Source organism: Trichocoleus sp. DQ-A1 (assembly GCF_039961955.1).
Taxonomy (GTDB): Bacteria; Cyanobacteriota; Cyanobacteriia; order Cyanobacteriales; family FACHB-T130; genus FACHB-T130.
Map to the genome: position 1 here is coordinate 34,674 of NZ_JAMPKE010000028.1, position 23,748 is coordinate 58,421.

Genomic DNA, 23,748 nt, shown 5'->3' on the forward strand with positions numbered 1-23,748 from the left:
GTAAGCTAAAAGTCATCACACAACAGCTTTACAGGCTCGTCCCATGCTTAGTCTAGAAGAACTTTTTTGCTCTGTCGATGATTTCTGCCTTCTTTTTGAACCTTTGTGGCATAAACAACTGATGAGGGATGCACTCAAACATCGCCACCGCCATCGTCAACTGTGCCTGAGCGAAATTATGACCATCGAGATGGCATTTCATCAATCTCATTACCGGAGTTTTAAAGCGTTTTACCAAGAGAAGGTACATGGACAGTGGAGTGCAGCCTTTCCCAAGTTGGTGAGTTATCAACGCTTTGTAGAATGGATGCCTTCCACAAGTCATGCCTTTAAGTATCTATCTACACAGTTGTTTTGGTCAGTGTACAGGTGTGTCTGTAATGGACTCGACCAAGATTGCGGTCTGTCATAACCGACGAATCAAAAGCCACAAGGTGTTCAAGGATATCGGCAGGCGGGGTAAGACTTCTGTAGATTGGTTCTTCGGCTTTAAACTACATCTGATTTGTAATGACCAAGGGGAACTGCTGAATATCGCTGTCACTGCTGGCAATATAGATGACCGTAAGCCTGTGCTGACTCTACTTAAAGGGTTGTCGGGTAAGGTGGTGGCTGACCGAGGCTACATATCGCAAAAGTTGTTTGAGCAGATGTTAACCCAGATGGGGATTCAACTAATTACTAAGCCGAAGCGCAATATGAAAAATAAGCTAATGCCGCTGATAGATAAGCTGCTTATCCGCAAACGCTCCATAATTGAGACAATTACCCTTCCAATTGAAAAACATCTCTCACATTGAGCATTCTAGGCATCGCAGTCCGGTCAATTTCTTGGTGAATTTGGTCTGTGGATTAATTGCCTATTGCCATCAGCCCAAGAAGCCCTCTCTCAATATCAATGCGTTTTTCCTCCCTTCTGCTTAACCCGAACTCAGGTTAGGTAAGAATCAACGCCTGATGCAGTTGGGAAAGTATAACGTCAATATTGGACATGGGCAGAATTGGACATGGGCAGAATGTTCAGATTGGCGATCGCATCTATCAAGGTGCAAGTGCCGAAGCTATAAAACGGGTGTTCCAGGAAGTTCTTGACCTTGCTGCCTACGCGCTTGGTTTGAAGGATAAAAATCTTCAGGTTTGGGTTTTTGCCCAGCAAGTAGTGCAGGTGCTTCAAACAGATATTGAACGTGAAGAAGCTCAAGAGAGGCTTGAAGGGCGAAGTTGGTAGGCGGTTTAGTATGGAACAAGCATGAAGCTCCTAGTAGACAATGACTTCTGATGAGCTAGGCAACATTCTCGATCGCATTGCCAGTGGTAAGCACGTTGAAGCTGACATAGCTGCCTTACGTCAGTTACTGAGTTCAAGCGATCACCAGAGTTTGTTGCAGCTAGGCAAATACGGCATCAACGTCGGACAGGGGCAGGATATTCAGATTGGTGATCGCATCTACAAAGGAGCAGATGCTGAAACAATTAGAAAAATTATTCAAGACGAGCTGCAATCACTTCCGTATGGATATAATAGCCAGTCTGTTCGCAACGGCTTATATGCCCTGACTGAATTGATGGCAGCGCCTGAAGTGCGTGCTGCTGTAGTTGCCTTCCGCACCGATTTTCAGGCTGTGTGCGAACAAATCGATGTTGTAGGCAACTACAAAGACTTGCATGACCTGTTGCATACGCTAGAGTTCCAGTGCTACAGCGGTATTGTCCAGGAAGCCAGACGATTTCCAGATGACGAGACAGCTTTGGACATCCTCATGGATTATGAGCTAACGCTTCAGCAAATCATGACCGACGTGCGAGAAGTTGCGGTTCGGGGAACCCTAGCTACCAATGAAACCCTGTGGATAAAAGACCTTGAGCGAACCCCCGAAGAGTTACGCGGAGCCATTGAGAACCTTGATACGCGGCAGCTCAAGAGGGCTGTCTGGCTCATTAACCGAGTGCTAGCTATCCAGCCTTCACGAATCAATACGAGCCTGAATACGGCAGCACGCGCCTTACGCCTGCCTGCCCTAGTGAAGGCGATGACCTGCGTGCGAGACAATCTGACACATTGCGAACTTGATCCAGAGAAAGCTAGCCAGTTCAAAGACGGTGTCGAGGCTCTCGCTAACCTAGAGCGCAGCCTAACCGTTCTCGTTCGCACTCACAACGACTGGCAGGAACTCGATTTAGAACTACGCCGAATCGAAGCCAATCTGGAACAGGATATTTTTGAACTGGAAATGTCCTGGCTCGATTTGAAAGCGATGGCAGAGTCGCTCTACAGCAGTAGCATAGATGAATGGGCGCTATCGTTTAAGAAAGATAGTGAGAATTTGGACAGCGCGATCGCAGGGCAAAATCCTGCCAAAGTCAAACGGTACTTCCGCAGTTACCGCAGGCGTGCAGGCGATCGCTTCTACCGAGTTGACGTGGAGCTGAAGCGATTGTGCGGCAATTTGCGGATAGTTGGTGAACCCCTAGCATCTGTGCTGAGGATGATTGGATGAGTAACTCTGGTAGTCCTGTTAAGTCTAACAAGGCGGGTACATCTTTACCATGACACTTTCTAACGTCGGTAGCATTCTGGCTGCACTGACTCAGTTAACCCAACTCAATCGGACAAGCACTCTGACTCACCGAGTCGAAGACCTAACTGTAACCGAATTTATCTGCTTGTTGGACTTCATCACCGCCGAATTTCAGCAATATCTGCGGGCGATCGACACGATCGGCAACGAAGCCCTAGAGATGATGTTGGATCAACTTCTAGAGGTGATCGCGCTAAAAATTGGTCAAATTCTCCAAGCCGAACACACCACTATTTTCTTAGTTGATCGCGATCGAGGTCAACTGAGGTCGAAAATTGTTCAAGGTAATACCCAAAAGTCAATAGAAACCAGTACTCCTATCAATGTTGGCATAGCAGACCATGTTGCTACTACTGGTGAGTATCTCAACATTCCAGATGCCTCTAGCCATCAGCTATTTAACTCCGAGTTGGAAAGACAGCTAGGCTTCCAAATACGCAACATTCTGTGTATGCCGATTTTGAGTAGTAAAGACCAAGTTATGGCTGTCGTTCAGCTAATGAACAAAGTTGGAAATATCCCCTTCGATAACAACGATGAAGAAAGCTTTCGTGACTTTGCTGCTTCCATCGGCATTATCCTAGAAAGCTGCCAATCCTTCCAAATGGCGGCTCGCAACCAAGCGGGAACCAATGCGCTTCTAAGGGCAACAGCATCGTTGGGTCAGAGTCGAGATTTAGAAGCAACAATGCGTCTAGTCATGGAGAAGGCTCGCGAATTGATGCAGGTGGATCGCAGTACTCTGTTTATGCTGAGCAAAGAGACGGATGAACTATGGAGCAAGGTAGCTACGGCAGATGGGGAAACGCTTATGGAAATCCGCAATCCCGCTAACCGAGGCATTGCTGGCTATGTGGTCTCCACAGGTCTGGTGCTGAATATCCCGGATGCTTACAAAGATACCCGATTTGATCCCAGTACCGATCAACGGACGGGATATGTGACCCGCAATATTCTCTGTCTACCAGTGTTGAATTCAGCTAACGAATTAATCGGCGTGATTCAACTGATTAACAAGCACCAAGGCCATTTTACTAGCTCAGATGAAGAGTTGATGCGGGCTTTTAATATTCAAGCTGGGATGGCTTTGGAAAACGCCCAAGTCTTTGAAAACGTTCGAGTTCTACTAGAGCAACAACAGTCTAATAAAGAGTTCCTGATTGGGGCAGATGAGAGTAGCAAGCGACTACTAAATTTGAGCGAAGAAGACCGCTTAGAAGGTCAATTAATTGCTGATGCTAATAATGAACAGCAAGCCAGCCCCGTGTCTATCGGCATTAGTGATGAGAAACAGCTCAAGAGTACGAATGATGATGCAATCAGCTTTCCATCGTTATCCTCTTTGCGGTCTGCTCATAGCGAACTCCTCAAACGCCATCGCGAGAGTGGCAGTACAACCAAGTTGCTGGCAGAGATGGAGGAATTTATTTACCGGGGGCGAGCTACTGGTGCGCTGCTAGACACCGACGAAGACCGATGGGCTAGCCAAAGTTTATTAGATTACTGGTCAGCGATATTGTACCGTGCTGGGCGCGAACCCCCCGATGCTACCTTAGCTGAATTTGACTCGGCATTGGCTCCAGAACTGGATGATGCGCAATGTCCTTACCTGGGGTTAGAGGCATTCCGGGAGGAAAAGTCAAACCTCTTCTACGGACGCCAACGTCTTTTAGAGAAACTGGTTAATCACCTCAAGGAAAACCGTCTATTAGCCGTCGTCGGTTCTTCTGGCAGCGGTAAGTCATCAGTGGTGTTAGGCGGACTCTTACCAAAGCTGAAGGCAGGTGGGCTGTCAGGCAGCGAAAACTGGCACTACTACTCGCCGATGGTGCCAGGAGTAAATCCATTGGAAAACCTCGCTCGACTCAGCCAATTTCGTGATGTTAGTGGTACTGAGTGGCTCCAGCAGCAAGTTGAGAGCTTTCAGAAAGACTCTAACCATTTAACCAAACTGAGCAATGACTTTGGCAACAGACCGAGTGTCCTCGTCGTAGATCAGTTCGAGGAAGTGTTCACGCTATGCCGTGAGGATAACGTGCGTCAGGCGTTCATCGACAACCTCATCGGTTTGATTCAGTCGCCAGGTGTCAGGCACACTGTCATCCTCACGATGCGAACTGACTTTGAGAGGCAAGTGGCACTCGTGCCAGTTTTCAAGGACTTGTTTGAGCAGGCTCAGGTACGGGTGACAGCACTGGATGCCAGCGAACTACGGGAGGCGATTGAAAAACCCGCCGAGTTAGTGGGTTTTAAATTTGAAGAAGGGCTGGTTGAGGCGTTGCTTCAGGATGTTTTGGGCGAACCAGCAGCACTGCCACTGTTGCAGTTTACCTTGCTGAAGCTGTGGGATAACCGGGAGCGCAATCGAGTTACGTGGGAAACTTATAAACGTTTAGGTGGCGGTCGTCAGGCACTGGCTCGTAGTGCGGATGAGTTTTACGAGCAGCTAATTCCTGAAGAGCAGGTGACGGTCAAACGTATCCTATTGCGGATGGTTCGACCCACTGAAGGGTTGGAAGTCACTAGCAACCGCATCCAGCGTAAAACACTGTACCAGGCAGGTGAAGCACGTGATCGCGTTGACCGAGTGCTGGACAAGTTGATTCAAGCGCGGCTAGTACGCCTGACGGAAGGCGACACGCCTGATGATGCCCAAGTTGAGGTTGCCCACGAAGCTTTGATACGCAACTGGCCTCGACTGGTGGAATGGCTGGAAGACGAACGAATTAACCTGAGACGCCGATGGCGTCTAGCTGTAGCAGCAGAGGATTGGCAAGCACGAGGAAGAGATAAAAGTGCCTTGTTGCGAGGCTCCTTACTTGCAGAGGCTCAACGCTACGAAGACCTAAATGCACTAGAAGTTGAGTTTATTCAGCGTAGTGTTGAAGAAGAAGAAGTTGAGTCGATTCAGCGTAGTGCTGAAGAGTCGAAAGAAGCACTTTACGAGCAAGCTTCAGATGAAGCCTATAGGCGGCTTCAGCGAGTTATCCAAGAAATTGATGCCAAGCTCCAAGAATTGAGCGCATCACAGCAGAATCATTTAATTGAGACCATTACTCAAATTGGTATGCAAGAGCAACTTGATGCACTCACCCAATTTCAACTGGAATTGGAACAGGGTAAAGAAGTCGCTGATTGGCTTGAGCAACATATAGATAGCCTGACTCAGATGATAGGTCAAGAGGCATTGAATGCATATCCTAAAATCAGAGATGCTGCTACGGCAAAGCAAATCAGAATATTCTATTTATCCATCAGACAGTTTATAGAGCGGCTCATTCATTGTTTGAAATGGGGAAGAACTGGCAGTCTTGAGACACCAGAAACGCCTGTTGTTCTTGAAGAAAAGCTCTATAAAGCTGCATTTGAAAAATTGAAAACTATTCAACCTGAGCGACTGCCCAAGGAGGGCATCGAGCAGTTGGAAGATTACATTAATTACTTGCTCGAAAGTTTACCGACTTATCAGCATCTCTCTCTCGACTAACCCCTTTACTCCTCCTCCAGTGGCTGAATGACCAAGCAATTCAATCGCTCGCACAGCACATCTTCCAAAAGCTTCAATCCACGAATCAAGCTCCTACACCTCAATTAGTGTCAGTTGATGACTTAGTACAACAGGCGCGTGAAGCAAAGCTATCCGCAGGAATCGCCTCTCACTTTCCACGCTCCTCAAACTGCATAGCTGCAAAATGCTCCATCAGCAAGCGATGGATGAAAATATAACCACCTCCAACTTTTTGCAGGAAGATGTGATCGCAACAGTAATCTAGGAACTGGGCATAATTCCAGGGCATATGTTGGTGAAAATAAAACACGGTTCGGAAGCTGATGTGGACAAGACAAGCCGTTCCACCTGTCAGCAATCCGACAAATAACCCACAGAACAATCCCCAATACTGGGGAATCGTTAGCCACGAATCAAACAAATAAATCCCTAGAGAAAGGCTCAAAGAAACTGCGATCGAAATGATCACCCATGTTTTTGCAGACTGCCAAATTCCCTGATTAGGGATGGTTCGCGTCTCCACTTCAGTACCTGAACGAAGACCGCCAAATAGTCCCAGAATGACACCTCCCAACATACCTAATAACAACCCATGAATAGGTGTTGGCCCCAATATTCCCGTTAGTCCTAGCAGTAATCCAAACGGTGTAGAACCAATTAACCCAAACAAGATATAGTTCTTAACATTCGTCCATGACCCTCTCAACGCCTCTACAGGTTTGGAATAACTCTGACCAATCTCTCCACCCATCCACCAATCAAGCAATCCAAGGGTCAGCCATGTCAGCACACCAATGAGCAGACCAACCTGAGGGGTTTTCTCAATTCCAGCGACCGTCCCCAGAATAAGTCCAACCCCTAGCCCAACCCATACGCTGTCCACCAACCGTTGCAGGAAACTTTGGCGGGAACCAGGATGCATTCGTTCAATCTTCATCACAGCCCAAGCTGACGATATATTAAAGAAACTGTACACGGTCCAAAACGATAGCCCGATGCTGCGCCAATGCCGACCGAAGCCCATACTCACAACAACAGTCCATGCCAATGCAAAGCTAACGATGAGCGAACTCATAATGATATAAATCCATCGTTCTCTAGCTGTTTGCAGCCGACGGCGATCGAGCCACTCAATCAAGAAGATGGTTTGGGAGGAACGCTGTAGTTGTTGGGCTAGCCAGCTTAACCATCGGATGGTTTGCGTGGGTGAGTAGCGTCTATCGGCTCCCCGTCGCTTTAACATGCGATTGATGTAGGTGTTAAATAGCCGTTGGTGATGGTTTTCTACAGAGGTTTTTGGTAAGTCTTCAAGGTTAATACCTTCGTAAGCCAGTACCAGAATGTTTAGCATCAGTGGTGATCGCGCCAGTTCTTGCAAGATGGCATCGTTTGCCAATAGCTCTCTCAACCCCATCAGGTCAGTGTTGAGGCTGTTCAAATAACCATCAACTTGTTCTGGAGTGAGCGATCGCAAATAAATTGCCCGTTGCACCGTGAGGCGATGGGAAAGCCCTTCGTAGTCCTTGATGCGGCTGCACACTACCATTTCCGTCCCGTGGGCTTGCTGGAACTGGTTGAGGGCAACTACGCAAGCATCTCGGTATTCAGCTCGAACTTCATCCAAACCATCCAGCAACAAGAGGAGTTGCTGTTGGGTCACCCAGGGTTTGGCGATCGCCTTGGGTACCTGATATTTTGTATTCAATTCTGCTACCAACCAATCGGCAAGACTGTGCCCTTTACTGCTCCAAGTCGAGAGGTTGAACACTACGGGAATCAGATGATCCATGTCTTGCTCGGCTCGCGCAATGAGTTCGCAGGTAAGTTGGAGCAAGGTAATTGTTTTGCCTGCCCCTGGCTCTCCTAAAATCAGCAGCGTGCGTCCAGTGCCGAGTCGATCGAACAAGTTGAGGACTGTTGTGCCTTCGGATAAGATGGTTTGAGTATGATCGGCTGTCTCCACAACCAAAATCCAGGGCGTTGCCAATACATTGGAGCGGTCTTCTAAACCGAGTTGAATGATAACCTGATGATGCAGAGACGTTTCCAGCACGCCCTGAACCCAGAAGTTTTTGACCTTGTTGAGTAAAGCCTGTCGATTCCGATATTCCTGGGGTGTCAGTTGCGATCGCACAACGGGCGGATGCTGTAGAACGTCTTGAATCACCGTTTTAATCGTTTCCGCATCCGCACCCTGGTAAATGCGATCGCCCACTTGAATTTCCCGCCCCTGCCCCAGGTTAACCGTGTACTTGCCGAGCTGCACCACACTCTGACTCTGTTGCTCCCGGAGTAATTGCCGCAGCAGTTGGTGATCGCCTTCGGTTTCTTCCCCGTTGGCAATGCGGTCTAAAATTCCACTGAGGTCATCGGGAGGAGCCATTGTCCGCACCCACTCGGCTTAACTGAGCTATTAATCTGAATACACAGCGGTTGAGGCTGTATCCAGATTTTTTCAAACGACGAGAAGCCGAAACGATTGAGGGTCAATCCAGCAAATACTCGGCCGAGAATCTGTTGGTTATGATCGGCTAGAGGTGCATTATTGTTCCGATTCTTGACGATTGATGGGCGGCTCGCTCCACCCTTTCTGCAATGATGACTCCTGATGAACTTAGTGCCATCCTAGAGCGGATTACTTAGCACCAGCAGACTGAACAAGATTTAGAGATGCTGCGGCGATCGCTGCGACTAACCGATAGTGTAGTGCAATCGGTGTCTCAGGATGGCAAGTTTAACACCAATGTTGGGCAAATTACTTGAGGAGAGGTTCACATTGGCGATAGCTTCCCTACTGCGCGGAGCGCAGAACGCATCTACCAAGGTGTTGATGCAAATTTGCGTAGGTGGTGGCGCAGCGATAGCACCGAAGAGTGTGTTCGGCTACTCTGGTAGAGAGGCTTCGTTAAACTACAAGGTAAAGTGTCATGGATGAACAGCTTCAACGCATTCCAAACAATCAATTTTTGGATATTTCACCCGTTTCAGACATTGTTCACTATGCTGGATTATTACATCGAGTTATAGACCTATCTTCTGAGGTTATAGAGTACAAGAAAGTTGTAGAAGAGTACCATATAGTTGTAGAACAGGAAGAAACAAAAAGACTTGAAATTAGAACGATAGCTACTAAAGAAATGACTGAACTCTCGCGTCAGTTAGATATGCTTGAGAAAGATTTGCTAGCAGATATAGATAGACTAAAAGTTTTTGTTGAAGGAACGATGGATGCTGTGCAGGAGCTTATAAGAAAGGGACAATATGAATTTGCTGATAAGTTTCATGAGCGCGTATCTGACAGGTTAGAAGGGAGAGTAAGTCTAGTTATGAATAAGTTCAATCAAGCAAATTCTGGGAGTGCGGTTTTCAAAATCGAGGAGAATGAATAGTTGTTACAGCTTGAGCTTGGATTAGTTTTATAGAGGATAAATTTATAGATATAAATTTTTATCGAGTTGTTACACCTGATGAAAATAGCCTTCTCAAAATCAAAAGTTTTAGATTTATAGAGAGATTTTGGAGTAACTGAAAATGAGGGGATGCTTAATATATGGCGGCTTGTTTATATTAGCAATTGTTGTGCTGATGTGTCTTGTTGGAAGCTTACTTGGCTCATCTTCGGCTTTTTTCTGGGCTATATTTACGTCGGCAATAATTGCTTTAATTTTATATTCAGAAAATCAGAGAAAGAAAGCTGAAAAGAAACGTCAAGAAGAAGCACGCAAAAGGGCGATCGCAGAAGCACAAAAAAGAGCGATTGTTGAGCGACAAAGAACACTTGTCGAAGCACGAAACCGTCCTAACCTTTTCACTTTTAATCCTTCCACTGATTTAGAAGATCTTAGTGACTATGCCCAGAAGAAAAATCCTGTTCGGTGGGCAGCAGCTATCCAGAAGCGTTATGAGGTAACAAAGTCAGCACTTGATGATTCGGTAATGGTTGTTAACGATGACGTAGACCAGCTTCGTGTCTATCGAGAAAAGTTACATAAGGGGGTAATGAAAGATTACGAGGCAGCTATTCGACCATTTAAGGAAAAGCTTGCCCTCATAGAAGATAAGATACCCAAGCCAAAGGAGCTGAAGGTAGCAGAGAATTACACTTTCCCTGAATCAATGCAGCCTAGGCATATACGAGAATCGTTGTATAAGCCGATAAGTGATGAGATGTCTTCTATGGGTAACTTAGGAGGGCAAATCGGAAGAACTATTTCAAATATTTTAAATCGTGGTGGTTTTTCTAATATCAATAATGTGGATAAAGCGCAATTTGGTATTTTTGCTGCGGTGGTCGGAGTTAAGTTAGCTATCGGTCTGGTCAACCAGAAGAAGGAAACAGCACGAAAACTTACTGAAGTGCAAAAGTTAGAAGCAGATGTAGATAAATATTGTGTTCAGATGGCAGGAGCAATTAAAAGCATGGGAGTAGCTGCGTCTGAAATCAGGTATCTGCGACAGTTACACGATAAAAATGTTGATTATATGATGCAATATTATGGCACTGTAAAAGAACTTTCAGAGCAAGGGAAATCGCTGGAGCATTTAGAAGATGATGAAATTAAAGCTGTCGAGTCGTTTTATATGGGAGGTAAACAACTAGCTCGTTTGATGCAGGTAGATGTCATGAAATCTACTACCCAATAGTAGTAACAACTAATAAAAGAAGCCTGTACCGATAATTTGTGAGTTTTTAGATTACGCCTTTGTATAGCAATGGAGAATTTCTGGTCGCTAAGGCTGAGAAGCCAACATGCTAAAGCTTGTAGGGATTACTTCGATTGGACACTTGCTGGCTTGAACTGTCCCACTCTTGCCTGTAAATGGGACAGTCAATCTTGAAAATCCTTAATTTTACGTAATATAGCTTGCCTATTGCCATCAGCCCAAGCCTCAAAAATGGGACAGTTGTCCTTAGCGACCATTTTTTCTCCGCTGCTATACAAAGGCGGATTAGATCTATGCTTTTGGAAAGAGTTTTGATAACGAAATTGTGTAGACTGATGAAGAGGTTGGAAAATTCCTAAATCTTGGCGACACTTCATTTAATGAAGCGAAAGCGATCAAGTTTTTGCGTAAGTCAAGGTTGTCGATCATGGAGAATTAAGAGTTTTGGGCTAGGCAATCCTGGCTTTCCAAGTACTCATGTGGCTAACGGGTAACGACAATACCATAAGTCAATACTCCCAAAAATTAAAAACCCTGAAGTAAAACTCAAGTGGGGAACGCTTGATCATTACACAAAGCAGCTCTAAATTTCTGTAAATCCAATATGTCCACGGGTATGATCTGAATACTTGATAAAAATCTCTATAAGGTTTGGTTTCAGCACATTTCACCATAAGTTGATAGAGTTCTTTTATTGCTAGGGTGCGACGACGCAGAGAGCGCACAAGTGCTAGAGTTGTCATATCACCAATAGCATTGATTTTATTCAAATTCTTTGCCACCACTTGCTGGATGGTAATACTCCGGCTGGTTTTCAAGATTTCTAGTAGTAAATAGTATGCTGTTTCATTACCAACGCCGACTGCACTTAAATTTTTTAATGCGGTTGAAAAATTATCCCAGTCTCTAGGTGCGTTTAGCATACACGCTAATTCTTGAATGGCTACTTTATCTCCAACGCCAATTTTTATTAAGACATCTGATGCAGTTTTATAGGATTTTTTCTCCGGTTTAGTAACTTTTAAAATCTTAAGCAGTGTCGGGATTGCTGTCTTATTGTTAGGATCGATTTTGCATAGTATTTCTGCTGCTGTAAGAAAGATAGCTTCATCTTGAGTTGTTTCTAAAATCTGTACTAATGAAGAAACTGCTATCTTACTACTAGGATTGATTGTACATAGTATTTCTGCTGCTGTAAGAAAGATAGCTTCATCTTGAGTTGTTTCTAAAATCTGTACTAATGAAGAAACTGCTATTTTTTTATCTGGATCGATTAAACCTAAATTAAGAGCTGCGACTAAATACACATAAACACTTCGAGTTGTTTCCAGTAAATGCACTAATGCCCGAATAGCTATCTCATTTACCGGATCAATTTTACCTAAGCTATAGGCTGCGTATAGGCGAGTGAGTTCATCCTGAGCAATTTTTAGTAAACATATTAATGCTTGCTTTGCAAGCTCATTTTCGGTGCCGATTGTACTTAAAGTCTCAGCTGCACTACAACAAACGGTTTCGTTTCGAGTTGTTTCTATCACTCGCACCAATGCCTTAATTGCAGTTTCATTGCCTATACTGATTTTTCCTAGACTTTCAGTTGTTAGAGAAAAGATACTTTCATCTTGAGTTGTTTCTATTATTTTGACTAGTATTAAAATCGCAGTTTCATCACCGTCGGCAATCTCTCCTAAACTTCCAATTGCTTGCCAAAAAGCAGGATTGCCTACCTTCAAAAGGGTATCTTGTGTTTCGTCCTGTGTGCTTTCTATTATCCTTACCAATGCCCTGATTGCAATCTTATTACTAACACCAATTTTACCTAAGCTCTTGATTGCACTACAACTGATGTCATGTGCGCTAACGTACGTATAGTGACTATTCCCGAAAGGATCGGCATCAACAGCATCCCAATCCGTCTCTTTTAGGATACTTTTATCTTGAATGATTTCTAGCACCCATGCTAGTGCTTGAATAGCAGTCTCATTACCAACATTAACTTCTCCAAGGCTATCTGCTGCTTTTTCACATAGGCGCGCATCTTTATCTGTCGTTAGCACCCATACTAATATTTGAATGGCATTTTCATTATCAAAACCTAATTGCCCTAAACTCTTCACCGCTCGTTCTCGAATAACTCTGATATTGTAATTATTTTTATTTTGCGTAATTTCTAGTAAAAGTCTTAATACTTGAACTGCTGTTTCGTTATCTGGGTTTATTCTCTCTAGGTCGTGAGCTGCACTCCAAGAGGTATTTGCATCTTGAATAAAAAAATATTTGGCTAAAAGACCAACTAAGCTTGAATAGGAATCTAAATTTGGAATTAATATTAGGTTCCATAATAGTTTTCGGATTGGTGCTTGGGACACTTTTTGATAGCATAAGCTACTGAAGGTTGATTCTAAGACTTTTGTTAGCGCCTGAATCACCTTTTGAGAATCTGTACTGCTAAGTATCATTTCAGCATAGCTTTGTCTCGTATTGACTTTTCCAGGACTTAAAAACAACTCCCAGCCACGTTTCAGCAAATTAGAACTTCCGAACTTCCAATCCATTAATTGATTAATAATGTCATCAGAAAAAGAGCAATCCTTAAATTCTGCAATTCCTATGGCTGCCAGAAGAAAAGCACGGTCACTATAAAATCCACCACAGCGATCTCTAAAGTTTACTAGAGATTGAATTAATGCCTCCTTCTTGGATTTTAGTGTTTCATCTTTACGTCCTAACCACAGCAAAAATACTTGTTTCCACTGAGGTTCAAAAATTCGATAGATGGCCTCCTTTGCCATAGGATTTTTGGGAATGGGGTTGAAGAAAAACTTTCCATCACTAATGCTAATAGCAGCAAAATACTCTTCAAAAGTTGGGTGAAAGAAAGCATAAACTCTTTGCTCCGGATCATCAGCATCCACACCAACTTGATTTAACCAACCGATTCCCAGCGCCAAGTCGAGTAGTGTTTTTTGTCCTTGTGATAGTGGTTTATCCAAGTGGCGGCAAACAAAGTCGTGACGCAATCTAAATCGAGCCTGTTGTCGATTATCAGTATCATCAATTGCTTGCCAAGATAGTTCTGCTAATGCATGATTCAGAGACTCTCTTTGTGTGAATGTTGTTGGAAACTGTTCCTGCTTCCATTCATAAAATCGGTCTATAGATTTTTGATATAGTTCTGCTTGAGTTTCGGGTAGTTTCCCTTGTTGTAGATACCAACTAAAACATAGGAGAGTCAATCGTAATGGATTCTTAACCAAATCTCGAATTCGTTCTCTCCCTGGTTCTTTCAATGCAGAACATAGCGCCTGCCCTAAATCTTTCTTTCTTCGTGGTGCAAACCATTGTTGAATAAATTGCTCTACTTGTGCGGGATAAGAAAAATCTAAAGTACGATACGTATCAAAACCAGCTAATGAATTGTAATTTCCATCCCATAGATTTAACCGACAGGTCAAAATCAAGCGTGCCTGCCGCAACCATCCTCCCTCCTGAATTTGACGTTGAATTTCACTCAATGAATTTCCAGGAAACTGTATTTCATCCAAACCATCCAGCAGTAGCCAGACCCGCCCCTGCTTAAATTGATCTGAAAAGTTGCGTTCATCTGCTTCAGAGATTTTCGCTCCCCCTGCTTCACGAATGATGCTTTGCAGCCAGGTTTTTTCCAGGTAGCTCTCTAACGTATTACTCTGCAAATCTGCTAACGATATCCAGATAACAATTGATTCTGGAAATTCTGTACATATCCATTTTGCAATTTGCTGAAGGAGAGTCGTTTTTCCTGCCCCTGGCTCACCAATAATCGCAATTCTATTGCCTTGACTCTTTTGACTTTTTCGCTGTCGTATAACCTGCTCTAAAAATTCCTCATGCTCAAACCGTTGAGTAACTTCTATTTCCTCCACCATGTCAGCATCACGCTCTTCGCCCCCACCCTCGCGATAGAGTTCCGAACCTCTCTCTGGAGATACATCCCGTTTACGGCGAGGTATTTTCTTCCGTTCAACCAATCCTAATGGCACGTACACTTGCTCGGTTCGATAGCTAATCCCCTCACGACTCATTAGAGGGTTGGTAGTGAGTAGCAGTCGCTCCTCCAACATCGCTTGACTAACGGCGTGCCAGTCAATATCAAGCGCAGGAGTCGTCGGTTGGAGGAGTTCCCGGAGTGCTTCAAGGTCAAACTGGTAATGGCGATCGCCAATGTGAATCTCGCCCTGGAGCACCTGCCCAATATTCGTATTGAACTTGCCATCCTGAGAGACGAATTGCAGCGTAGTGCCACTGACTGTGAACCACTGCCGCAGTTGGGCAATCTCTGACTCATCTCGGCTGCCATTGAGAATGCGATCGAGAATCGCTATTAAATCATCAGGGTTAGGCATCTAGTGGGCGATCACTCAACATTCCTGTAGCCACTATCATAACTGCACTAATTTTCTACCCTCCAGACAGATGCGTCAGGCGCGATGTGTTAAAGCGTGTCTGTGTGATTTCAGCACTTAGAGATTTATTGCAACCTTCGATTACTCATCAGGTGGATGCAGTCCGGCTAAGACAAGCAGGCGTCGAAGATTAGCTACACCTGCACGGTTGAGTGCAAGCGCTGCGATGGTTGCACGACCACAAGGGGTTCGACCGATCACTTGAGTCAAATCCTCACTCCAAGCAAAATGCTCTGCCCAAATCTGCTGGCGAGGATTGAACAGGGCAATCTCTTGTCCAGTCTGTGGATCGGGGTAAACAGTCCGGGTGTATTTACGACCGTTACAGCCGAAACACGCCCAGGCTAGATTTTCCGCAATGGTTGCTCCGCCTAGTTGTCGAGGCTTGATATGATCGACTGTAAAGCTGTCAGGAGAGAACGCATCCGGGCAACGGCAGTATTCGCATCGATTCTTTGCCCGTTGAGCAATGTCCTGTCTCAGTGCTGTAGGGATTCGTTCATATTCAGACGGCATGGGAAGGCTGGGACTTCGACTGAACTTGCTGGTTTAAGCGCATCAGGTCAATGTTCCTGAGCTTCGCTAGCTCGATCAGAGCTTCTAAACGTTCTACTCTCTGTTGCTCTAGCAAGTCTTCGTAACTAATCAGTTCCTGATGCTCAGCTTCGGTCAGTTCACCCCATTCACAGCGATCGCGTAACGTATCTAAGCGTGTCTGCTCGTCTTCAGGCAGATGGTTCTTGATCGCCTCAAGCAACTGTGCTTCCTGGGCACTAACTGTACTGTACTGAGGCGGTTCCGCTAAAAATTCCAATAGTTGCACAACAGCCATCAATTTGTCTTGAGGCAGTTGCCCGATTAGCGCGATCGCTCTTTGGCGAATATCAGTAGTAGGAGGCATTGCCCATGCCTAAGTAATGGTTAATTCATAGTTTAGCAGTGTGGTTTCAGTCAACGGAAGTTACATTGGAGCAAGCTGTCTAGAGTGTGAATCGCCCTTGCCAAACATTGAGTAATGATGAGTTTTGATGAGTTAAACACCATCATTGAGCGGATTGCATCGGGAACGCAGACGGCGACTGATGTTGAAGCGCTTCGAGTTGCCCTGAGCAATCGCAGCCAAGATTTACTGCAACTGGGTAAGTATAACGTCAACATTGGTCAAGGACAGGATATTCACATTGGCAATCGCACTTACGTTACTTGGAATGAGGAAGCGATTCAAGCCCTGATTGAGGTTGTTCAAAAGCTTCAATCCACGACTCAAACTCCTACACCTCAATTAGCGTCAGTTGATGAGCTGGTGCAACAGGTGCGATCGCATCTGCACGATGATATTCAATGCTTGCATGGCACGATGCCGCTTTGGGGCGTGGATCGTTGGGTGCCGCTGGGTGAGTTGTTTGTGGATGTCAATATTCTGGAGGAGGTGAGCAGTAGTCGGAAGTCCGAACTGGATGACCTGTGGCAGGACTTCACGACAGGGATGCAGGGGTATTCGAGCAATCGCAGTTTGGAGCGCATTGGCTTGGGCAAACAGCGGCAACGGGTGTCGGGGCTGGAGGTGCTGGCGAAGAATACGAACCTGATGGTAGTGGGTAAACCGGGTTCCGGAAAGACTACGTATTTGCAGCGAGTAGTTACTGAGTGCCATGCAGGAAACTTACAAGCGCACCGGATTCCAGTGTTGATTAAACTGCGAGAGTTTGTGGAGGATGGGCGTGAGGTTGCCTATTCGCTGGAGCGTTATCTAGAGCGGTGCTGGCGGTTATCGGATGCAGAAACTCAATTGGTGCTCGATAGAGGTCGGGCGCTGGTGCTGCTGGATGGGTTGGATGAGGTGACGGGGGAGGATGGGAAGAAAATTGCTTATGAAATCAAGCGGTTTGCTCGTGCCTATCCGCAGGTGCAGGTGATTGTGACATGTCGAACGCAGAGCCAGGAATCGCGGTTTGAGCGGTTTGATTATGTGGAGGTGGCGGATTTTAATGAGCCGCAGGTGCTGGCATTTACCGAACACTGGTTTATGACGGTGATGGGGGATAAGTCGGCGGGACTGGCGAAGGCGCAGGAGTTTCTGGGGCTGCTCTTTTTGGAGGAGAATAAGCCAATTCGGGAGTTGGCGATTACGCCGATTTTGCTGAGTTTGACCTGTGCAGTATTTCGTCAGACGGGGAAGTTTTACTCGAAGCGTTCCAAGCTCTATGAAGAGGGGTTGGAGTTACTGCTAGAGCAGTGGGACAAGTCGCGGGAGATTGAGCGGGATGAGATTTATCGGGATTTGTCGGTGGAGCGGAAGCTGGAGCTATTGAGCTATCTGGCGGTGAAGAAGTTTGAGCAAGAGCAATATGTGTTGTTTGAGCAGGCGGAAATTGAGGAGTATATTGCGGAGTTTTTGCAGATTGGGCGGCGGGATAGTCGGGCGGTGTTGAGGGCGATCGAGGTGCAGCATGGGTTGTTGATTGAGCGATCGCAGAAGGTTTGGTCATTTTCACACCTGACGTTTCAGGAATATTTCACTGCGAAATGGTTTGTTGATTATGCTGATTGGCAAAGTTTAGTCAGCCACATTAAAGAGGAACACTGGCGAGAAGTTTTTTTGCTAGCCGTTGAAATGGTAAACAATACTAATCAATTGCTGCGATTGATGAAGGAAAATGTTGATGCTATCACAGCTAAAGACCAAAAATTACAGCAGTTTCTTGACTGGCTCAACCAAAAACATCTCTCAATCAAGACTTTTTACAAATTAGCTGCTGTTCGTGCTTTTTACTTTGTTGCTAATTCTACCCTTTACGTTCCTTATGGAAACGGACTTGATTTTGACCTTGCCTTTGCCCTTGATTTTCAACACGGTTCTGCTCGTGCAGTTGCTCTTTCCATTCCCCCTCCAGATGAACTGACACTTAGTGCTATTAAAGTCGCTAAAGGTATATATGCTCTTGATCTTGATTATGACCTTGCCTTAGACCGCTCTCTCTCCAATGCTCTCAGCATTGCTAGTGACTTCATAATATACAATGTTAAAAATGCTACTGATCCTGCTTGTCCTGATTCAAAGCTAGCGCGTGAGCTTTCGATTGATCTGAGCCGTCCTGGTAGTCTTGACCCTGAGCTAGATCAAATTTTGCGAAATCTCAAGTACCAACTTCCTGAACCAAATAAAGACGAAAGAGCAAAAACATGGTGGCAAACTAATAGTCAAGCATGGACTGAGCAATTAAGATTTACCATAATAAAATATCGCAATATTGGTCAAGATTGGCAGTTCAGTGATTGCAAAAAACAATTACTCAAGCAGTATTACGATGCCAATAAATTGCTAGTGGATTGCCTGAATAGCGGTTGTGTGGTGAGCGATGAAGCAAGGGAAGAAATTGAGGATACATTATTGTTACCGATCGCCGAAATCGAAAAACGCAAACGTGAAAAGTTAGAGTAGGGAATTTATACAGCTTAATCAAGGCTTATCAATGAATTAAAGAAGTCTAAGTAAGGCATTTTCAAGGCACACCAAATAATATTTGTATATATAATTTTCAGTTTTTGAATGTCATCTGTTTGCTGTATCGCTATAGATGAAAGTTTCTTGACTAGGTTTGGCATTAGTTGCTCTTTTACAATATACCTAAGCCGTAAAGAAATCTCAGCAATAGTACTTATATCTTCGGACTTTGATAACTGATTAACTAAAAAATCGTACATTTGTCTTTGAGGAAAGTCTGAAAATAACCATAAATTCCAAGCGGCTTCTAGGCGAACTCTTTCACGGCGATTACTATCTACGATTTCTCTTAGAGTACAAATCGCCTCTTGACTCCCATTGCCAATCTTACTCAGCCTATCTATAGCGTAGACTTGAATGCCTTCATCGCTCGTTTCTTCCTTTAGAAGCTTGATGAAAGCTCCTGTAGCTTTTATATTGCCGGGGTCAATTTCGCCTAAGCATTCGGCACCATGATACTTAACTGCTGGTTCATTGTTTGTATCAATTAATTGACTGAGGGCGGAAATTGTATCAGCATTTCTGCAATTGTGCCAGCTTAACATCTCTGAGGCAATCACTAGAGTAGCAGTATCTTGACTTGCACGTAGCAGTTCAACAAGAGCTTTTGTAGCCTCTGGAGTTGTTTGAGTCAATTCGCCCAAGCTAAAAATTGCTGCTCTCTTGATTTCAAGATTATCTTCAGACTCAGCTAGTTCTTTCAAAACTCTGATAAGCTTTGAGTTGTTAATGCCTATTCCAATCAAAAGAATAATTGCATTCACCCGAATCTCATTACTAAAAGTGGCATCAGCTATATTTTCTAAATAAAATTTGAGTTTCAAATTTTTTGGATCGACTTTACTAAGCTTCCAGCAAAGTTCTAGTTTTATTTTTTCACTGTCGCTGTTATCAATCCTAACAATAAGCTCTTGGTAAGCTCTATTTTTTAATCCGAATTCTTTGATAACAAGACTTATTTGCTGTACTAAGTAAGTATCTTTGCTTTGTTCTAGCAAATCTAATAGAACTCTTGTAGCTTCCAGTGAGCCTCCAGAGCTAATTCTTAGAAGCGTTTCGGCAGCCTGGATACGAATTTTTTCATTTTCTGTAGATCTGATGATATCAGCCAGTGTATTTTGGATATCAAGAGAATCACTTTCTATAAGCTCTAAATTTTCAATAATTTCTTTAAGAGTTTGTTCGTTTGGTTCTCTGAATAATAAATTATTTAATATTTTTACAAACCTAGAATCCTGGGGGTTAAGCATCTTTAGAAAACCGAGGCATTCTTTATGAAACAATCCATTCTTATTTTTTTCGATCAAGTCAATGAGAGCTGATATTAGTAGTACTCGATCAGTCTCTCTTAAAGCGGCTTCTGCTATATCTCCAACCGGGTTGAGATTGAAAAAACAAATATAATTTTTTCCATCAAAATTAACAGGCAAATATCCAAATTTCCATTTTACGACTTCTGTAATAACATATTTTGCCTTGGAAAAAGCTTTGTATTCTGTAATGCCTGATGTTACCAAACAGTAGGGACGGTACTTGTAAAAATTGCAACATCGATCACCAAAGTCAACTAAGGCATTAAGCAAGTTCTTTTTGGCTTGACACTGAATATTTTCTCTCCCTAGCCAAAGCAAGAAAACTTCCTTATATTGTGGCTCAAAAACTCGATAAATTGCATTCGGATAGTTTGGATTCTCAGGAATGTGATTGAGGAAGAAATGCCAATTATTAATTGCTAGTGCAGCAAAATACTCCTCAAATGTGGGATGGAAAAACGCATATACTGCCTTTCTCGGATTCTCCCCATCCACCCCCACCTTATTCAACCAGCCCAACTGCAACGCCAAATGAAATAACGAATCTTCCTCATCCGGCTCACCCAAAAACTCACAGACAAAGTCATGCCGCAGCCGAAACCGGGTTTCTTCCTTGTCAATTGCCTCCCGCGCTAACTTACCCAATGCTGCATTCAACTGCCTGCGTTGCTCTGCCGTCGTCGGAAAATGCTCCCGCTTCCACTCATAAAAATCCGCCACAAACTGCTCATACAGCCCTGCCTTTGTCTCAGGCAGCGTCCCCTCCCCCAAATACCAGTTGAAACACAACAGCGTCAGCCGCAGCGGATTCTTCACCAAATCCCGAATCCGTTCCTTCCCCGGTGCCTTCAGTGCCGCACACAACCGTTCCGCCTGCGTCCTTTGTTCCTCTGGCAATGCCTCAAACCACTGCCCAATAAACTGCTCCACCTGCTGCGGATAGGAAAACTCCAGCGTGCGATAAGTGTCAAACGTATTCAGGGCATTGCGGTTGCCATCCCACAGATTCAACCGACAAGTCAGCACAATTCGCGCCTGCGAGAGCAATCCTCCCATCCGCACCTGCCGCGATATCTCTGCCAAGGGATTGCCCGATGACACCTGCATTTCATCCACCCCATCCAGCAACAGCCACACTCGCCCTTGCTGAAACTGGGCAACAAAGGCATCCTTAACTTGTCGAGAGGCTTCCGCTTGTCCCTGCTTCCGGACAACCGCTTGCAACCATCGTTCCAACAAATACGGTTCTAGTTCTTGCCCCCGCAAATCTGCCAGCGACACCCAAATCGCGATCGCTCCCTCTACCTGCTGAGTCACCCATTGGGCAACCTGCTGCAACAGCGTCGTCTTTCCCGCTCCCGGTTCGCCAATGATGGCAAGGCGCTTCCCCCGACTTTTGGGACTTTGCCCCTGCCGCAATACCTGTTCGAGAAACTGCTCGTGTTCAAACCGTTGGGTAATCTCAGTTTCTTCGTACAGCAACGAACCCTGCTCTGGCGGCACATCCTCCCGTCGCCGAGTCTGCCGCTTGCGCTCCACCAATCCCAAGGGCACATACACCTGCTCGGTTCGATAGCTAATCCCCTCGCCACTGGTTAGCGGGTTGGTGGTGAGCCGCAGTTGCTCCTCCAGCATCGCTTTGCTGAGGGCGTGCCAGCCAATGTTGGGCAAAGGAGTCGTGGTATGGAGGAGTTCCCGGAGTGCTTCAACGTCAACTTGGTAAATGCGATCGCCAATATGAATCTCGCCCCCCTGCACCTGCCCAATATTCGTATTGAACTTGCCATCCTGAGAGACGAATTGCAGCGTCGTGCCACTGAATTTGAGCCACTGCCGCAGTTGGGCAACTTCTGACTCATCTCGGCTGCCATTGAGAATGCGATCGAGAATCGCTATCAACTCATTAGGGGTAGGCATCTAGTGGAGATTAACTTAGGGGCACTCTGCTTAATTCCAGTATGCCCATCAACTTTCTAAAAGTGTAAGTGCTTGTACTCAGTACTTTGACATTGCCAGGTAAGGGAAAGACAATAGAGTAAAATCTGCGGAAGAAAAAAGGAAGTGTTCGCTCGGCTACTCAAGCCTAAATCAGGCTTCATTCTTAAGCTCTAAGTTGAGTATGACAACCCCTGATGACCTGGGTGCAATTATTGATCGGATTGAAGCTAACGCGCACACCCTTGAAGATATTAAGGTTCTGCGGCAGTTGCTAGGCAAGGGCGATCGCGAAACTATCTCTCAATTGGGCAAGTATAACGTCAATGTTGGTGAGGGGACACGTCTAGAGATTGGCGATCGCGTTTATGTGGAATGGAGCGATAAAGCAATTCAAGCTCTGACTGGGGCGATCCAAACACTACCCCTAAGTGGCAGACACGTTGAGCAAACGGCAGAGGAAGAAGAGTTAGAAGAACTAGATTTGGATATCCAGTCTATTAAGTTGATTAACTCTAGATTGAAAGCTGTAGAAGAGATACGTAAAGTAGGACAGCTTTCTGCAAAGCAAGAAAAAGAATTTAATACCTTAAAAATTCAAGTCCAATCTTTAAGTAGGCTTAATCAAGAGCTAAAAGAAACAGCAAAAAGAACCAAGACTTTACTTCAGGAAGCAGTGCAGTTTTTGGAGGAAAAACTAGAGGATATAAAGTCATCTAAAACAGAATTGATAGGAGTTAGCTACCAGCAGGACTATAACAACCAAATAAAATTCATTAAAAGCAAAATTGAGATAGTTAAAAAGTTTGAAATAAAATTAGAAGTTGGCAGAGAAGCTTCGGCTTGGCTAGATAAAAATATAGCTCAATTAGCCAAAAGTGCGGGGAAGCGTGCGCTGAATCGATGTCCTGAAATTAAAAGCAATACGTCACCCGAGCAAATTGATGACTTCTACTTCTCGATAGAACAATTTCTAGAACAAGTCAGTCACTCCCTTTCTTTGGGAAGGTACAATATTCTAGACTCGCCAGAAATCCCCTTAGTCTTTGATAGCCATGTTTATGAAATAGGATTTTCTTTTATTAAAGAAATGCTACCTTCTCATTTACCTAAAGAAATTGTTGAACAAATCAAAGATTACATAAATTACCTTATTTTGAGGCTTTCATACTATTGAGTTGTCGCGTTTAGTTATTTTTTTGAGCTTGTCTAATTTCCCTTGCAATCTTTTGTTTGATTTTAAGAAATTCATCTGCTTTGTCAGCTAAATGTGTATAATTTATTTTTAACTGTTCAAAGGCTTCATCAAGATTGCACCCCTGACGCATCGATTCTCTTAGTTCTTTCTCGAACTGATCGTAAGGAGCCATGCTTCCAGTTACTGCATTTATCGGTTGTCGCTTAGTTATTCAGGCATTTGATGTGAAATCCGGATAAATCAGCAGAAGTTATAAGGATTAAAGCCTTTTGTCTCAAGTACTGATACGAGCTGAATAGCATTGCCTAGAGAAATTAAGAGTTGCTAATTTTTTGCTCTGAATCAAAGCTTTAGTTAGGAACTTTCTGTGTTTTGGCTAGAATTGCGGCTATCTCTCTCGATAGATTGCTTTTCCCGTAATAGTTTGTCAGCTTCATCAGCTTGCTTACTATATTCCTGCGCTAGCTTCTCAAGTACTGGGTCGATGCTATCCCCTTGGCTTTGCAGCTTATCTAGTTCCTCTTTAAACTGATTGAAAGCAGCCATGTTAAGACTTTGGTTGTTAAACTATGCCTAAATACCTTTCGTGGTATTAGGCAG

13 protein-coding genes and 3 pseudogenes are annotated in these 23,748 nt (G+C 44.5%); 9 read left to right on the forward strand and 7 right to left on the reverse strand.

Going from position 1 to position 23,748, the window contains the following annotated elements; translation table 11 throughout:
• Positions 1–43: 43 nt before the first annotated feature.
• The 5 genes and pseudogenes from NDI33_RS21140 to NDI33_RS21160 form a co-directional block, all read left to right on the forward strand.
• Positions 44–924, forward strand: a pseudogene (locus NDI33_RS21140) (IS982 family transposase).
• 67 nt (positions 925–991) lie between these two features.
• A complete protein-coding gene (locus NDI33_RS21145; protein ID WP_190675762.1) occupies positions 992–1,228 on the forward strand; it encodes a hypothetical protein in 237 nt (78 codons plus the stop codon).
• A gap of 40 nt (positions 1,229–1,268) precedes the next feature.
• Positions 1,269–2,498 carry a toll/interleukin-1 receptor domain-containing protein gene (locus NDI33_RS21150; protein ID WP_190675764.1) on the forward strand — a complete coding sequence of 410 codons (1,230 nt, stop codon included), beginning with the start codon at positions 1,269–1,271 and terminating at the stop codon, positions 2,496–2,498.
• Positions 2,499–2,547: 49 nt separating this feature from the next.
• A pseudogene (locus NDI33_RS21155) lies at positions 2,548–3,717 on the forward strand (GAF domain-containing protein); the annotation flags it as partial.
• 477 nt (positions 3,718–4,194) lie between these two features.
• A pseudogene (locus tag NDI33_RS21160) lies at positions 4,195–6,066 on the forward strand (hypothetical protein); the annotation flags it as partial.
• 169 nt (positions 6,067–6,235) lie between these two features.
• Here NDI33_RS21160 and NDI33_RS21165 read toward each other — a convergent pair.
• Positions 6,236–8,470 (reverse strand): NACHT domain-containing protein, encoded by a 2,235-nt coding sequence (locus tag NDI33_RS21165; RefSeq protein ID WP_190675767.1) that lies wholly within the window; start codon positions 8,468–8,470, stop codon positions 6,236–6,238.
• 544 nt (positions 8,471–9,014) lie between these two features.
• Between NDI33_RS21165 and NDI33_RS21170 the strand changes: the two genes are divergently transcribed.
• Both NDI33_RS21170 and NDI33_RS21175 read left to right on the forward strand, forming a co-directional pair.
• Complete coding sequence (locus NDI33_RS21170) at positions 9,015–9,476, forward strand: hypothetical protein (protein ID WP_190675769.1); 462 nt, start codon at positions 9,015–9,017, stop codon at positions 9,474–9,476.
• Between the two features lie 142 nt (positions 9,477–9,618).
• Positions 9,619–10,731, forward strand: coding sequence for a hypothetical protein (locus NDI33_RS21175; protein WP_190675771.1), 1,113 nt, complete (start codon positions 9,619–9,621; stop codon positions 10,729–10,731).
• A 530-nt stretch (positions 10,732–11,261) separates the two neighbouring features.
• On the opposite strand, the gene NDI33_RS21180 is transcribed toward NDI33_RS21175, so the two are convergent.
• From NDI33_RS21180 to NDI33_RS21190, 3 genes are all read right to left on the reverse strand, one after another.
• Positions 11,262–15,137, reverse strand: a complete 3,876-nt coding sequence (locus tag NDI33_RS21180; protein WP_190675773.1) for a HEAT repeat domain-containing protein — start codon at positions 15,135–15,137, stop codon at positions 11,262–11,264.
• Between the two features lie 141 nt (positions 15,138–15,278).
• Positions 15,279–15,713 (reverse strand): HNH endonuclease signature motif containing protein, encoded by a 435-nt coding sequence (locus tag NDI33_RS21185; protein WP_190675775.1) that lies wholly within the window; start codon positions 15,711–15,713, stop codon positions 15,279–15,281.
• Positions 15,703–16,098 carry a hypothetical protein gene (locus NDI33_RS21190; protein WP_190675777.1) on the reverse strand — a complete coding sequence of 132 codons (396 nt, stop codon included), beginning with the start codon at positions 16,096–16,098 and terminating at the stop codon, positions 15,703–15,705. Before NDI33_RS21190 ends, NDI33_RS21185 begins: the two co-directional genes overlap by 11 nt.
• 114 nt (positions 16,099–16,212) lie before the next feature.
• Between NDI33_RS21190 and NDI33_RS21195 the strand changes: the two genes are divergently transcribed.
• Complete coding sequence (locus NDI33_RS21195) at positions 16,213–18,639, forward strand: NACHT domain-containing protein (protein ID WP_190675779.1); 2,427 nt, start codon at positions 16,213–16,215, stop codon at positions 18,637–18,639.
• A gap of 14 nt (positions 18,640–18,653) precedes the next feature.
• On the opposite strand, the gene NDI33_RS21200 is transcribed toward NDI33_RS21195, so the two are convergent.
• The gene (locus NDI33_RS21200; RefSeq protein WP_190675781.1) at positions 18,654–21,932 is read right to left on the reverse strand and encodes a HEAT repeat domain-containing protein; all 3,279 of its coding nucleotides are present in this window, start codon (positions 21,930–21,932) and stop codon (positions 18,654–18,656) included.
• A gap of 202 nt (positions 21,933–22,134) precedes the next feature.
• Between NDI33_RS21200 and NDI33_RS21205 the strand changes: the two genes are divergently transcribed.
• Complete coding sequence (locus NDI33_RS21205; protein WP_242033135.1) at positions 22,135–23,127, forward strand: hypothetical protein; 993 nt, start codon at positions 22,135–22,137, stop codon at positions 23,125–23,127.
• Positions 23,128–23,137: 10 nt separating this feature from the next.
• Here NDI33_RS21205 and NDI33_RS21210 read toward each other — a convergent pair whose 3' ends face one another.
• Positions 23,138–23,320, reverse strand: coding sequence for a hypothetical protein (locus tag NDI33_RS21210; RefSeq protein ID WP_190675785.1), 183 nt, complete (start codon positions 23,318–23,320; stop codon positions 23,138–23,140).
• A gap of 182 nt (positions 23,321–23,502) precedes the next feature.
• Positions 23,503–23,694, reverse strand: a complete 192-nt coding sequence (locus NDI33_RS21215; protein WP_190675787.1) for a hypothetical protein — start codon at positions 23,692–23,694, stop codon at positions 23,503–23,505.
• Positions 23,695–23,748: the final 54 nt, after the last annotated feature.

Bases quoted from the DNA above. Each gene is read 5' to 3' on its own strand.
- NDI33_RS21190 (WP_190675777.1), bottom strand. From the start codon at position 16,098: ATGCCTCCTACTACTGATATTCGCCAAAGAGCGATCGCGCTAATCGGG.
- NDI33_RS21215 (WP_190675787.1), bottom strand. From the start codon at position 23,694: ATGGCTGCTTTCAATCAGTTTAAAGAGGAACTAGATAAGCTGCAAAGC.
- NDI33_RS21170 (WP_190675769.1), top strand. From the start codon at position 9,015: ATGGATGAACAGCTTCAACGCATTCCAAACAATCAATTTTTGGATATT.
- NDI33_RS21195 (WP_190675779.1), top strand. From the start codon at position 16,213: ATGATGAGTTTTGATGAGTTAAACACCATCATTGAGCGGATTGCATCG.
- NDI33_RS21145 (WP_190675762.1), top strand. From the start codon at position 992: ATGGGCAGAATTGGACATGGGCAGAATGTTCAGATTGGCGATCGCATC.
- NDI33_RS21185 (WP_190675775.1), bottom strand. From the start codon at position 15,713: ATGCCGTCTGAATATGAACGAATCCCTACAGCACTGAGACAGGACATT.
- NDI33_RS21175 (WP_190675771.1), top strand. From the start codon at position 9,619: ATGAGGGGATGCTTAATATATGGCGGCTTGTTTATATTAGCAATTGTT.
- NDI33_RS21210 (WP_190675785.1), bottom strand. From the start codon at position 23,320: ATGGCTCCTTACGATCAGTTCGAGAAAGAACTAAGAGAATCGATGCGT.
- NDI33_RS21205 (WP_242033135.1), top strand. From the start codon at position 22,135: ATGACAACCCCTGATGACCTGGGTGCAATTATTGATCGGATTGAAGCT.
- NDI33_RS21180 (WP_190675773.1), bottom strand. From the start codon at position 15,137: ATGCCTAACCCTGATGATTTAATAGCGATTCTCGATCGCATTCTCAAT.
- NDI33_RS21150 (WP_190675764.1), top strand. From the start codon at position 1,269: ATGACTTCTGATGAGCTAGGCAACATTCTCGATCGCATTGCCAGTGGT.
- NDI33_RS21200 (WP_190675781.1), bottom strand. From the start codon at position 21,932: ATGCCTACCCCTAATGAGTTGATAGCGATTCTCGATCGCATTCTCAAT.
- NDI33_RS21165 (WP_190675767.1), bottom strand. From the start codon at position 8,470: ATGGCTCCTCCCGATGACCTCAGTGGAATTTTAGACCGCATTGCCAAC.